This is a genomic window from Pseudomonas sp. Irchel s3h17 (assembly GCF_900187505.1).
GTDB lineage: Bacteria > Pseudomonadota > Gammaproteobacteria > Pseudomonadales > Pseudomonadaceae > Aquipseudomonas.
Genome location: NZ_FYDL01000011.1, coordinates 71,213 through 84,295 on the forward strand (window position 1 = coordinate 71,213; position 13,083 = coordinate 84,295).

The following is a 13,083-nucleotide window of genomic DNA, read 5'->3' on the forward strand; positions in this document are numbered from 1 at the left end:
CTACCGCGCCACGATCTTGCGCACGGCCAGGGCAGTGTCGTCACGGAGTCGGTATGGAAATGGATTGGGAATCGCTGTTAGACGAACTGTGGAGTTATGCGGCATCGGATCCTATGGAGCTGGAGACGAAGATCCGTTCGAGCCTGAAAGGCCATTCCTCAGAAGGCCTGCTCCAAGCTATTTCGCTTCTGATTACTCAGGGGCAACACGCCACAGCCAGAACACTCCTCAGCGAGTTCCTAAAAAACCATCAGGCTGCAGAAGATATCCAGCGCAGGCTTGAACTAATCCTTCGTTTCAAAAAACATCGCGCACAGCAGACCCTCTCGATCAAGAGCAAGCAACGCAGCAAAGAGCTGCTCCTCAAAGACGTCAACGGCCTGGTCGCGTCTGGCAAGTTACAAGCTGCCGAGTCGCTCCTCCTGGATGCAATTGATACGTTTGAAGAGCCTGACTATCTAAACCTGCTAAGTCGCGTTTACATGCTACAACGCCGCCCCATAGATGGGGCCAAAGCCATGCAGCGCGCTCTAGTGCTGAGACGCCAACAGCAGGCCTTTGTCGAAATAGCACCTGAAGAGTCGACGGATGACCTTCCAACAGCCAGTGACCTGGCTTTCCTCAACGACTCAGCTGAACGCCTAACGACCTTAGAAAGCCCAACACCCCCGATCAACAAGGCGTTGACCGAAACAGCCGATGATTCGCTCAACTTCATTCAGCACACGGCATCTCAATACCCCTCGTTGAAAACTGACGGCTGGTGGGAAGGCCAATCAGAATCAACGCCTTCTGAAGCTCCAATGTGCCTCAGTAAACCTGAAGCCGGTGATGCATCTGATATGGCTTCAGCAGCTACAGACGACTCCACCGAAGAGCACGCGGCTGAGGATGGAGTACATCCTGGTGCATGAGCTAGCTCACTTACATGAACGCCACCACAACGACCGTTTCACTGCTCTGCTGGATCAGCACCTGTCGCAATGGCGGTTGCTAAGAGATCAACTCAATAGCTCTCAGCTAGCTGATGAACGATGGCAGTAAATGTGAAATGAAAAAGCCCCCGGTAGATCGCATCTCCGGGGGCTTTTTCTATCTTCAACTCGGGAGAGTAACTTTGGCCGAAACGCTTTTCTTTGACCGAAAGGGCAAATAACTTTGCCCGCCTACAGCAGCCAAGCAGCCAAGCAGCCAAGCAGCCAAGCAGCCAAGCAGCCAAGCAGCCAAGCAAGGATGCGATTTGTTTCGATGAAACCGCAAGCGTGTCCCATTAGGTCGCCCATCAAATCATTGGAGACGGACCCCGAGCCGGACATGCGTTGTTGCTTGGCTACCCTTGGAATGAACACATTTCCCCCAGACGTCTTTGAAACTCTGTTTGGGTCTGGGCGGAGCTGAGCCCAAGGTCGGGTACGCAGGCAATGAGATGTTGCGCTGACCCCTCTGCCCATCCTTTTACATCGTCATCTAGGGCGACCCAGTGCCGAAGCTGTGAGCGGGCAGCGTAGCGGCAGATCTGGTCGTATCTTGTCCTCCCGTCCCATTGGTCTTCATCCACCCAGCCTTTGGCCATCGAGCTATGCCACGTGGCACCGATAACTCGCTCTCGCAGCTCGAGAGGTAGAAAGCCAATTGCTCGCTTATAGCCAAGATGTCGGACCCAACTAGTGCTCAATACCAACGAGATCATTGGAAAATCGTCGAGTAGGTTGGCAAGAATCGGCGCCCACATAAAAAGCGTACTTTCGGCTTTCAGTGTCGGCCCTTGGCGTGACAAGTAGACGGCGTCGGGGTGTAAGACGCCATCAAAATCAAGGAAAAGGATGTGCGTATTTCTCTGCACCGAGGTTTCTCCCGTAAATGGCCCTCACCAAATGGCTTGAGCCCGATGGGTCATGGCGTGTTCTCCACTCACTTTGCCTTCTCCAGTCGTTTCTGTGGGAGGGGAGTTATTGCCCAAAGCATATGAGATAGGGTATTAACGAAAAGCTTAGGAGCCGCGCCATAAGCTCAATAATACTCAACGAAGGCTCCCTGAAAGGCAAAAGACGATTGGTACCATGACTGTCATAGAGCAAGCTGTAGACGTACTACAGAAGGCCAAGAAGGTGGTCTTTTTCACTGGCGCCGGTATCTCCGCCGATAGCGGTATCCCCACGTACCGCGAAAAACTTTCTGGAATCTGGGCAGGTTACGATCCGAGGGATTTAGAGACAGCCAAGGCCTTTCGGGAAAACCCTGCATTGGTATGGGGATGGTATCTGTGGCGGCGGCTCCGAGTCACTCAAGCAGAGCCAAATGCCGCACATCTCGTGATACCTCGCTTGGCTAACTCACTGCGCAAAGTTTCTGTTATCACCCAGAATATTGACGACCTCCATGAGCGAGCAGGCTCGTTAAATGTGGTTCATTTGCATGGCAGTTTGGCAATGCCCAAATGCTTCGCCTGCCATCGGTCTGCGGTTGTCTCACCTAATCAATCCCCAATGCCGGATGAAGGCGCTCTGATCGAACCTCCTAGGTGCCAGCGTTGTAATGGCAAAATGCGTCCTGCTGTTGTCTGGTACGGAGAGGATTTGCCACCCCGGGCTTGGAAGGCCGCAGTGCTCCTGGTGAAGGATTGCGATCTTCTAATCTCAGTCGGCACCTCTGGGATCGTCATGCCTGCCGCAGGCCTTCCGGACCTCGCGTTGGCATCTGGAGCTTCAGTCATTCATGTGAATAAGGCTGACGTCGCAATGGGTGAACAGAAGGAATTCATGCTGATGGGGGCTGCCGCCGAAGTACTGCCGATGCTGCTCGAAAGGATAGAGACGGGTAAGCCCAGGGGACTTGAGCGTTGAAACTGCGTTTCGAGCACGCCTTTCTGATCTGCCCATTGGACCACTACAGGCGTCAGAAAGGCGTGTTTGCCGGACGCTTACCGTTTAACCACGCAAGGTGTTTTGGCGGACGTTCGAATTTATAGGGAATTATAGAGCGATTATAGAGCGACTCTGGCGCTGGCGCCCTAGGCTTACCCATAGCACCTAATCTGCCCCTTCGTGAAATCAGTCCCGCCCCGGCTTCGCCTTAAGGGGACCGTACGAGAGTCATGAGGAATCAGTCTGGGTCACCGACATACCAGCGCGAAGGGCAGGCCTATGTCGGCGACAACACGCTTACTACAGTAAGTCGCAAACCTTAGCTGTCGAGGTAAGATAAGCTGCCAGTTTCTTGCTCCGCCGCCATACATACTGCCGGCAATATGCATCTAAGAGAGAAGGACCAACGACAGGAAGAAATCCCACTTTCCGCAATTGAAATAGAGCGTTTATTACAGAAATCCCCAGTATCTGCGCGACTTCCGGGGCCAGAATATAGTTTCGTTTAAAGTGTTGTATTGCTCCGAGGGATACAACATGTGCTGGCCGCCTAAAGCATTGAACCATTTCGCTACGAAGTCGACCAAGACGCACAAGGGTGTAAGACACTTCTTCCTTCACACCCAGCATCTTCGCTGCTTCAGTAACAGACATCCCCTTTGCCTGCGATGAGGTAGAACGTGTGATTTGTTTACGCTGAAGTTCGTTCGGGCTAACTAGCCACTTACCAACATTTAAAGCCTCTGACTCTGCTCTACAAAACACAGGCATCTCCCCAGACTGAATCGCCATTACTAACTCTGTTAGACCGCCAGATGTAGGCAGATAGTGCTTCGCGACCTGCGATATCGTTATGAAGTCATCGCTAGGAGTGGACAAAAATTGTACAGGTGCAAGAGAAACTATCGAGGCATAGTCGACCAACCATTTTTCACCAGCATGCGGAGAGCCACCAACGATTTTTAGTATCCCGGCTTTTATTAACTGCTCAATACGCTTTCTACTGAGGTAAAGCAAACGAGACGTTTCCCGCAAGTTGAGAGGCTCATGTGCTACTGAACAGAGCCTACGGGCCTCTTCAATATCAACCACTGCGACAGTTTTACCACAGGAGTAACTAAACTCTCGAGCATCGAGTTCACCGGACAAATGCATCCTTCGGAGAAAGTTTTCGGGAAGACCGGTTATTTGCGCTGCCTTGTTGTATGGAAGCCAGCGATGCTCAAGTAATGTACACTCGCTTAACCTTCGGTTCCTCATAGCCAACGGACCTTCCCAATTTTGAATAACGTACCTTTCGAACTCACTACGAATAAAATCGTAGCATCGGTCGGTCAACGATAAATAAACATCGTTATAGATTCGCCCAAATGCAGAACCTAACCTCCAGGAAAGATTGGACGCCCTAAGCTCCATCAGATCGGTGAGCAAGCCATGAAAGGTTTGGGGCCAGCCCAATAGAACCTGACCAGCTGCTATGGCTAGGTCAGGAACTACGTTTCTAGACGCCATTGATGCGACCGTCATATTCATAAAATATTTACAACTTAACGCTCTCACACCGAAGCGAACGGCTAAAAAGTGAAACTGCTCGTATGTTAGTGAATCGAGACCAGCTGAATTACTAGTAATCCCTAGCCTTAGGCGTTTTTCAAGTTCGACCGAAATCCAGAATTTCGACTTATCGACTGCCGTGGCTGGTGTATATGCTTTAAGAGATGGATATCCACAGTTATCACAGCTCTTCGTGACCAGTATTTTTTGAGTAGATTTCGCTTGGCACCCGGGGCATTCATATAGAAGCTCTACCTTATGGACTGTACAAGTCGTATACAGGGTAAGGTCCCATAATTCACGCCAATAAAAACCAGCAGCCAAACAAACTTGACAATACTTTACATTAGCTAACGACCAGACCTTCTGATTATTGAATTTAGGTGTTCTGATTTCTGTGACCACATCATGCCAGCTTACGGGCCTAACATCCTCATTCAGCCATTCGTGCACTTGTTCATCTGTAAGCTCTTTGAATAATTTGACAAGCTCACCATTCCAAAGACCGTTACAATTCCCTAAGCGATACAGGTAACCTAACAAACTCTCATCGCGCTCTGGTGTAGGATTTATCAATAGACCAAACATCAAACTGATTCCTTTTAGAACGTATTGCAACTAAAGGTATTCAATATTAAATACCCGGCAATAATCGCCGGGTATTGATTGGACTCAAGCCGCAATAATGTCAAAGTTCTCGAATGGTTCACGATCTCTAATTAAAGGTTTGAAGTCGAATGCATCACTGAATGGATTGCGCTCATCAGGTGCAGCGCTCCAGACCTCGTCCTTAAACGCCTCAGAAAGTATCCCAAGGTTGATGCCTTCAGCATTTCGATGCTGGACCAGCCAAACAGAGCGATCTATAACTTTAATCAAATAGTCAATCAAGCCAAATGACGCTAGATAGAAACGGCGGATCATTTCCTTATCTGAAAAACTAATGGACTCCACCGGCAGCAATTCACGAATACCCCGGAGCAGCGTCGCGAACTGGGTCCAACAGGCTTCCGTCAGCATGAACCGATTGTAATCAACCGTGGCAGAGAATCTTCGTCGTAACTGCTCGTTCGCCCAGAGCAGGCCTTCAGTCCGCTTCAGGCCAACGAGGACGAACGTAATGCTGGTTTCGTTCATCAGACTCTTGATCCAATCTGCCGCCTCGTACGCAGCATTGCGCTTGTAATCCACGAGATGCTGCGCTTCGTCTAAAACGACTACTTCAACACCGAGGTTGCTTAAAAGTAGAATAATCCTCGCAAATTTCGTTTCTGCAGAGTGGCTACGCGAGTCCGCGTAAGGATCTTTCATCGCAGTCAGCATGGCCGTTGCCAGGTTCTTTTTGGTTGGAGAGGAAGGAATTTCCACTATGAGCACAGCTCGATGGCCCGCCACGTTTTTTTCTGTAGACTCCAACTCCCTGACATACTCTTTGATCAATGTGCTTTTCCCCACACCGCTTGGCCCTTGTATAACAAGTCCCTTGCTGGTACCTGTGCGACGTGTGTCTCCATGGACTTCCATCAATCTGGTCAGGGCTCGCTCCGCTTGCGGGCTAAAAATGAAGTGATGGCGCAGGGAAAATGGGGTTCGATTTTCCTCGTAGTTACTCATGATTTAGGCCCCCCGCTTGGGTGACGATGAATAACCTTGAATGGTATGGCGATATCGGTTGTAAGCGGCATGTCCAACCAGTCCATTCCGGTAGAAGCGATTGGAGACTTAGCGGCAGGGACCTTCCAGCCGTTTTTATCTAACTTGGCGCGGGCTACTGCCCGCCGTTTCCGCAATATCTGAGAACGACGCGCCTCTTCGACATCTTCTGTCAAATCGCGATAGCATTGATGAACCTGTTCGAAGCTAGGATTATTGCTGCCGCTATCTTGAAGCGCTTTTTCGGCAGCTTTCCATAGTTCACGACTCAGCCCAAGCATGCGCTTGTCTTTAATAGGTACCTGTAAAAATACATTTCTGAAACGGTCGTGCACCCAAACATGGCCGAGCTCGTCACGATATCGAACACTGATTTTTTCCTTCGGTGTCATCCGCATCCTCAACTCGGCAAGTTCAGGCGAATGGTAGCCGTGACCACCTACTTCAATACCGTAATGATGTACCGTCACCGAACTTCGGCGCGCGAGAATACATTCAAGCGCATCAGGATCAACGGGCAGCCTGATCAGGCGGTCCGCCTCTACGGAAGCCCACATTTGTGCAGGGGTCCTTTTTTTAAGAGCTCGGTGGGGAGTTTGATGGTATCCATCGACAATCCATTTCACGACGCAGCCTTCGAGCTGAGCCAGCGTGAAACACGCATGCTTCTCTGATTTGTAATCTCCCTTCTCCTGGATATTGGAAAATGTCGTTCCAGGCAGGTTATGAATCAATCCAAGGTTCTGAGTGCGGAAAAATCTCTCGACCGAACCTTTCATCTCTGGACCTCTAGACCGAGGGTACATAATTTCGATGCCGAGCTCGTTGAATCCAGCGATCAAATCGTCTGCATGGAATTCGGCCGCGTTGTCAGGAACGACTCGGGCGGGCAGTCCATGAGCCCGCCACTCGTTCTGTACCTTAGGAAAGCGTTTTAAAAAATCCGCCTTAGGACGAATGGAGCGTTCGATTACGCGAAGAACGGTCTCAGTGTTAGGTGCAGATAGATGAATTAGGTAGCCCATGATCATGCGGGAAAACTTATCCAGTACGACGGTGATGTAAGGACGCCCAATAATTAATCCAGTTTCTTCGTCCACCAGCAGCACATCCAACAGTGTATGGTCGATTTCCCATCGATCAAGAATGTTGGAAACTACGAGTACCTCGCCCGCAACTCGGTATTTATTTTTCGCAGCGTGCTTACCTAGACGATGTACATCAACCTCGTAAGGGTCGAGCTTGGCAAGGTACCTACGAACAGTCATACCGCACGGTTTTTTTAGTTGATGAGAGGAAAGACGCGTAGCGTTTTTTTCATCAATACGATCTAGATATTCGGCGACTACTATTGATATTTTGTGGCGTTCGGGCTGAAGGTATACCTCCTCTATGACACCTTGTAATATTTCTTCTAACTCTCCAGAGATTACATTGACCCTTCCTTTATCTGAATGTTTTGGTACTAACTTTACAACGTTTCCACCTACAAACCTTGAGTACCATCTTCTAATGGTAGAAATAGAGGGTACACATACCTCCTCTAGTTTTTTTGCTACCTCTTTTAATTTATCTCGCAAAATATCTATATTTGGTAGCATTGTCTGGCCCTCCATTACGCCTTCTAAATACGTACGACGACGTAAGGCTTCTTTACTATGTTTAGATGGGAAACAAGTAAGATCCGGGGCTACGTTCCTCACAAATGGAACCTCCCCAAGATAAGGTTGGTCTGTGCATATTTCGATCTCTCGCCGCTCATAACCGAGATAAAATTCGCGTTCGGTTAACGTAGTTGGCTCTCCGAGTTGATCAACGAAAAGCAGGCGTCTGTCGATAAGCCACCGCTGAAGTGACATCGTTGTACCGTGGATAACAACAACTAATTTCACCTTAAGCGAAAATGTCTGCATGGCGATGTCCTCCTGAAAGAAAGACCTTTGATTCTTCGATCAATGGCTCTTCAAGGTCGACACCGATAATGCACAGCCCCAACAAGCGCCAAGCTTCCATTGTTCCAAACAATGAAACAACCTCATGAAAAACCTGAGGTTTGTATTTATTCAATTGGAAGCAAACTTCCACATAATAAGACGACGACAGATATGGACCGCGTCGGTGATACAGTATTTTTTGAAGATTTGTCGCCAATGGTTCTCGCCAGATCAGCTCTTCCGTAACGACTGAAAAATTCCGATTGGTAGCAGGAAAATGGATCGCGGCTGCGCTCAGCTTTTGCTTAACGCTACAGATTAAAAGCTTCTTCGTTGGCTTGATTTCGATCCACCATTCTCCACCATCTTTCAAAAAAACACGCAGATCAGGAACGTAATCTACAACCGAATCTCCCAAGGAAATCCTTTCCCGAGAGGGCTGTACTTCATAGCGAAGAACGGACGGGGAGAGCTCGAGCAAGCGGAAAAAACCGCCCTCCAGCTGGGATTCCCAGGCCACAGGATGACCGTTTTTCAGAGAAGGGAAGTACCCCCTGAAATGACATGAACTGCGAGTAACTACCTTACGTACTGCCATCGCACACCTCCAAAGACGTGCACCGTCGCTGCACCTGGAAAGACAGGTACAGAGAGGTCCTCAAGGAGCACAATCGACAGGCAACACTTTCCCGTCGAGCGCCCTCGATAAAGTCGAAATGATGGGTGGGGATTGACAAGCACCAAAGAAAAGCTGAAATTACGGCTCTCACACCTGCAATTCCGCTTCAAATCGGCGCGGTCAAAACCCCTAGGTTTTGGTCGCGTTTTTACATTTCACACCTCCCGCTTTTCATAATTTTCTCCTCTGACTTGATAGCTAATGTAATTAAAGTTCCTTCTCGTTTATACGGTTATGCTCTAACCCCGCAGCCCTCAGCCACTTCCGAACCGAAGGTTTGGGTTAAATCAGCTTCGGTAAGCTTTTGATTTCATTAGTAGAGCTGTTCGTTCATCAACAAATGCAATTACCAAATAATATTCCAGCGCATCGGGAAAATCCATGGCTTACAACTGAAACCAAGTACTTTTTTTACTTCTCAACGACACTAAAAGTTAGCCGCTTAACTTTGCAATGTATAATATCTTTATATTTAGCATGCTTTAAAAACACCGAATTTTCGGAAATTCGAACGCTTTTTAGCGAATTAATAATATCTATTTTTATATGTTTTTATGCGTTAGAAACGCGTAAGACCGCCTGCCTTAAACAAAATCCTGTATTCCAATAAACTTCAGACCTTTCCAAACTCAAGTTTTAGAATTTCGTTGATTTCGAATCCCCATAGAATTTCTGTGTCTGGCAGTTATTGTTATCGCTCGTGCCGATCCTCCAAAAAGGATATTTAGCTTTTTCGCGTCAAAAAAAAGCCCGCTTATAAGCGGGCCTTCTTTTGGCGTGGCTACCTAACCCTGGGGTTAGTAGAACCATTTATTTGTGAAAATGCGCAACTATTCAGTGAACCTACACCGGATCAGAAGTCCAGGTTGGACACTGCCAGGGCGTTGCTTTCGATGAACTCACGACGTGGCTCGACCGCATCACCCATCAGGGTGTTGAAGATCTGGTCCGCGCCAATGGCGTCTTCGATGGTCACTTTGAGCATCCGACGCGAGCCTGGGTCCATCGTGGTTTCCCACAGCTGATCCGGGTTCATCTCACCCAGACCTTTGTAGCGCTGGATGGTATGGCGCTTGGTGCTTTCGGCCATCAGCCACTCAAGGGCTTCCTTGAACTCGGTGACGGCTTTCTTGCGCTCGCCGCGCTGGATGTACGCACCGTCGTCCAGCAGGGTGCTCAGTTGAGCGCCCAGGGACACAACGGTCTTGTAGTCGTTGCTGCCGAAGAAGTCACGGTTGAAGGTGACGTAGTTCGACAGGCCATGGGAGATCAGTTCGACCTCTGGCAGCCAGACGTTACGTTCACGGTCTTCGCGCAGGCTGGCCTTGTAGACCAGGCCCGATTTCTCGACGGTGCGCAGGCGCACTTCAAACTGAGCCAGCCAATCCTGCATCGCTGCGTGATCGGACAGTTGCTCCAGGCTGACGGCCGGCAGGTAGATGAAGTGCTCGGTCAGTTCCTGTGGATACAGGCGCGACAGGCGCTTGAGGGTCTTCATCACCAGACGGAAGTCATTGACCAGACGCTCGAGGGCTTCACCCGAGATACCCGGTGCATCTTCGTTCAAGTGCAGGCTCGCGTCTTCCAGGGCCGACTGCGTCATGTACTCTTCCATGGCGTCGTCGTCTTTGATGTATTGCTCTTGCTTGCCTTTCTTCACTTTGTACAACGGCGGCTGCGCGATGTAGATGTAGCCGCGCTCGATCAACTCCGGCAACTGACGGAAGAAGAAGGTCAGCAGCAGGGTACGGATGTGCGAACCGTCGACGTCAGCATCGGTCATGATGATGATGTTGTGATAACGCAGTTTGTCGATGTTGTACTCGTCGCGACCGATGCCGCAACCCAGTGCGGTGATCAAGGTGCCCACTTCCTGGGAAGAGATCATCTTGTCGAAGCGCGCCTTCTCGACGTTCAGGATTTTACCCTTGAGGGGCAGAATGGCCTGAGTCCGACGGTTACGACCCTGCTTGGCGGAACCGCCAGCAGAGTCACCTTCCACCAGGTACAGTTCGGAGAGGGCAGGGTCTTTTTCCTGGCAGTCCGCCAGTTTGCCCGGCAAGCCAGCGATGTCCAGTGCGCCTTTACGACGAGTCATCTCACGGGCTTTACGCGCCGCTTCACGGGCACGGGCCGCGTCGATCATCTTGCCAACGACCAGCTTGGCTTCGTTCGGGTTTTCCAGCAGGAAGTCGGAGAAGTACTTGCCCATTTCCTGTTCGACCGCGGTCTTCACTTCGGAAGACACCAGCTTGTCCTTGGTCTGGGAACTGAACTTCGGATCCGGCACCTTCACCGAAATGATCGCGGTCAAGCCTTCACGGGCATCGTCACCGGTGGTGGCGACTTTGTGCTTCTTGGCCAGGCCTTCGGCTTCGATGTAGGTGTTCAGGTTACGCGTCAGTGCGGAACGGAAACCCACCAGGTGAGTACCGCCATCGCGCTGAGGAATGTTGTTGGTGAAGCACAACAGGTTCTCGTTGAAGCTGTCGTTCCACTGCAGGGCGATTTCCACGCCGATGCCGTCTTCACGCTGGATGTTGAAGTGGAACACCTGGTTGACCGGGGTCTTGTTGGTGTTCAGGTACTCAACAAACGCACGCAGGCCGCCTTCGTACTTGAACAGCTCTTCCTTGCCGCTGCGCTCATCCTTGAGGACGATGCCGACACCGGAGTTGAGGAAGGACAGTTCGCGAATCCGCTTGGCCAGGATGTCCCAGCTGAAGTGAATATTTTTGAACGTCAGATCGGACGGCTTGAAGTGGATCTGGGTACCGGTGGTTTCGCTCTCGCCGACGATTTTCATCGGCTCTTGCGGAACACCGTGGACGTAAGTCTGTTCCCAGATCTTGCCGCTGCGGCGAACGGTCAGAACCAGCTCTTCGGACAGGGCGTTCACTACCGAAACACCTACACCGTGCAAGCCGCCGGATACTTTGTAGGAGTTGTCGTCGAACTTACCGCCGGCGTGCAGCACGGTCATGATGACCTCGGCTGCCGAAACGCCTTCTTCTTTGTGCACGTCTACCGGAATGCCGCGACCGTTGTCGCGCACGGTGATGGATTCGTCCGGGTGGATGATGATGCTGATGTCGTCGCAGTGGCCGGCCAAAGCTTCGTCGATCGAGTTATCGACCACCTCGAACACCATGTGGTGCAGACCGCTGCCATCGTCTGTGTCACCAATGTACATACCGGGACGTTTGCGTACGGCATCCAGGCCTTTCAGCACTTTAATGCTCGTTGAGTCGTACGTATTTTCTTCGCTCATGCCTTCACTCCCGATGGTCGTGGGTCTGGGTGATACGGCCCTGTTCCACGTGGAACAAAGCGACTGGCGTTTCCGTCTGCCAGCCTTCCCTCAATAATTCGTGATCTACACAGGTGATAAACACCTGGCAGCGTAAGTCTTCCAGCAAACGGCAAAGCGCGCGGCGGTGCTGCTCATCCAACTCGGACGGCAAGTCATCCACCAGATAAATACATTGGCCGCGCCGGGCCTGGCTGACCAGATGCCCTTGGGCGATGCGCAGCGCACAGACCACCAACTTCTGCTGTCCACGGGACAAGATGTCCGCGGCATTGTGTGCGCCCAATCTAAGACGCAAATCAGCGCGTTGTGGTCCGGCCTGGGTATGCCCCATTTGCTGATCCCGGTGAACGGACGCAGCGAGCACTGCACTCAGCTCTCGCTCTTTGTCCCAACCCCGGTAATAGCTAAGCGTTAAACCCTCGAGTTCGACGAGTTCACTCAAGGTCTGTTCAAAGACTGGTTTCAAGGCTTTGATGTAAGCGCGGCGGTATTCATCAATTTCAGCGCTGGCCTGGCACAGTTCTCTGTCCCAAACCGCTTGCGAAACGGCGTCAAGTGTACCATGCCGCAGCCAAGAGTTTCTCTGACGCAGGGCCTTCTGCAGGCGCTGCCAGGTGGACATGAAACGTGGTTCCACGTGGAACACACCCCAATCCAGAAACTGTCGACGAATCTTCGGCGCACCTTCCAACAGGCGAAAGCTGTCCGGGTTGATCAATTGCAGTGGCAGGATTTCTGCCAGTTGAGCGGCACTGCGGGCGTTCTGCCCATCGATGCGGATCTGAAACTCTCCCTGGCGATCCCGGGAAATTCCCAGCGCACTGTGCCCACCTTCGGCCAATTCGACCTGGCCGAATACCGTGCATGCCAACTGCTCGTACTGGATCACTGGTAACAGACGGGTACTGCGAAAGGAACGGGCGAGCCCCAGCAGATGGATGGCTTCCAGAACACTGGTTTTGCCGCTGCCGTTGGCGCCGTACAGGATGTTGATGCGGGGAGAGGGGGAGAAGGTCACCGGGTGCAGATTGCGCACCGCGGTGACCGAGACACGACTGAGGGACATCTAGCGGCTGCTAAGCATGT

10 protein-coding genes are annotated in these 13,083 nt (G+C 51.1%); 3 read left to right on the plus strand and 7 right to left on the minus strand.

The features are described from left to right. The first annotated feature begins 53 nt into the window (after positions 1–53). Both CKW25_RS17475 and CKW25_RS17480 read left to right on the plus strand, forming a co-directional pair. Entirely contained in the window at positions 54–914 is an 861-nt protein-coding gene (locus CKW25_RS17475; RefSeq protein WP_256577989.1) for a hypothetical protein, read from the plus strand. Next, on the plus strand, positions 892–1,044 hold the full coding sequence (locus tag CKW25_RS17480) for a M48 family metallopeptidase (RefSeq protein ID WP_256577990.1): 153 nt from the start codon (positions 892–894) through the stop codon (positions 1,042–1,044). The genes CKW25_RS17475 and CKW25_RS17480 overlap by 23 nt, the downstream gene beginning before the upstream one ends. Before the next feature lie 286 nt (positions 1,045–1,330). On the opposite strand, the gene CKW25_RS17485 is transcribed toward CKW25_RS17480, so the two are convergent. Then, positions 1,331–1,843 carry an HAD domain-containing protein gene (locus CKW25_RS17485; RefSeq protein WP_095081039.1) on the minus strand — a complete coding sequence of 171 codons (513 nt, stop codon included), beginning with the start codon at positions 1,841–1,843 and terminating at the stop codon, positions 1,331–1,333. Positions 1,844–2,060: 217 nt separating this feature from the next. Between CKW25_RS17485 and CKW25_RS17490 the strand changes: the two genes are divergently transcribed. Next, positions 2,061–2,843: an NAD-dependent deacylase gene (locus tag CKW25_RS17490; RefSeq protein WP_095081040.1), complete on the plus strand. Its 783-nt coding sequence runs from the start codon at positions 2,061–2,063 to the stop codon at positions 2,841–2,843. Positions 2,844–3,164: 321 nt separating this feature from the next. Here the strand turns inward: CKW25_RS17490 and CKW25_RS17495 are convergent, their stop codons facing one another. From CKW25_RS17495 to recF, 6 genes are all read right to left on the minus strand, one after another. Next, complete coding sequence (locus tag CKW25_RS17495; protein ID WP_095081041.1) at positions 3,165–5,006, minus strand: TniQ family protein; 1,842 nt, start codon at positions 5,004–5,006, stop codon at positions 3,165–3,167. A gap of 84 nt (positions 5,007–5,090) precedes the next feature. Then, entirely contained in the window at positions 5,091–6,032 is a 942-nt protein-coding gene (locus tag CKW25_RS17500; RefSeq protein WP_095081042.1) for a TniB family NTP-binding protein, read from the minus strand. Next, on the minus strand, positions 6,029–7,984 hold the full coding sequence (locus tag CKW25_RS17505; RefSeq protein WP_095081043.1) for a DDE-type integrase/transposase/recombinase: 1,956 nt from the start codon (positions 7,982–7,984) through the stop codon (positions 6,029–6,031). The genes CKW25_RS17500 and CKW25_RS17505 overlap by 4 nt, the downstream gene beginning before the upstream one ends. Continuing rightward, positions 7,965–8,603 (minus strand): TnsA endonuclease N-terminal domain-containing protein, encoded by a 639-nt coding sequence (locus CKW25_RS17510; RefSeq protein ID WP_095081045.1) that lies wholly within the window; start codon positions 8,601–8,603, stop codon positions 7,965–7,967. Before CKW25_RS17510 ends, CKW25_RS17505 begins: the two co-directional genes overlap by 20 nt. Before the next feature lie 934 nt (positions 8,604–9,537). Further along, positions 9,538–11,955 carry a DNA topoisomerase (ATP-hydrolyzing) subunit B gene (gyrB, locus tag CKW25_RS17515; protein ID WP_095081047.1) on the minus strand — a complete coding sequence of 806 codons (2,418 nt, stop codon included), beginning with the start codon at positions 11,953–11,955 and terminating at the stop codon, positions 9,538–9,540. Positions 11,956–11,959: 4 nt separating this feature from the next. After that, positions 11,960–13,063, minus strand: a complete 1,104-nt coding sequence (gene recF / locus CKW25_RS17520) for a DNA replication/repair protein RecF (RefSeq protein WP_019694407.1) — start codon at positions 13,061–13,063, stop codon at positions 11,960–11,962. Positions 13,064–13,083 lie beyond the last annotated feature (20 nt).

What these genes read in the sequence shown, in the direction of transcription:
- CKW25_RS17475 (WP_256577989.1), top strand. Translation starts at nt 54, where the DNA reads ATGGAAATGGATTGGGAATCGCTGTTAGACGAACTGTGGAGTTATGCG.
- CKW25_RS17480 (WP_256577990.1), top strand. Translation starts at nt 892, where the DNA reads ATGGAGTACATCCTGGTGCATGAGCTAGCTCACTTACATGAACGCCAC.
- CKW25_RS17490 (WP_095081040.1), top strand. Translation starts at nt 2,061, where the DNA reads ATGACTGTCATAGAGCAAGCTGTAGACGTACTACAGAAGGCCAAGAAG.
- CKW25_RS17495 (WP_095081041.1), bottom strand. Translation starts at nt 5,006, where the DNA reads ATGTTTGGTCTATTGATAAATCCTACACCAGAGCGCGATGAGAGTTTG.
- CKW25_RS17500 (WP_095081042.1), bottom strand. Translation starts at nt 6,032, where the DNA reads ATGAGTAACTACGAGGAAAATCGAACCCCATTTTCCCTGCGCCATCAC.
- CKW25_RS17505 (WP_095081043.1), bottom strand. Translation starts at nt 7,984, where the DNA reads ATGCAGACATTTTCGCTTAAGGTGAAATTAGTTGTTGTTATCCACGGT.
- CKW25_RS17510 (WP_095081045.1), bottom strand. Translation starts at nt 8,603, where the DNA reads ATGGCAGTACGTAAGGTAGTTACTCGCAGTTCATGTCATTTCAGGGGG.
- gyrB (WP_095081047.1), bottom strand. Translation starts at nt 11,955, where the DNA reads ATGAGCGAAGAAAATACGTACGACTCAACGAGCATTAAAGTGCTGAAA.
- recF (WP_019694407.1), bottom strand. Translation starts at nt 13,063, where the DNA reads ATGTCCCTCAGTCGTGTCTCGGTCACCGCGGTGCGCAATCTGCACCCG.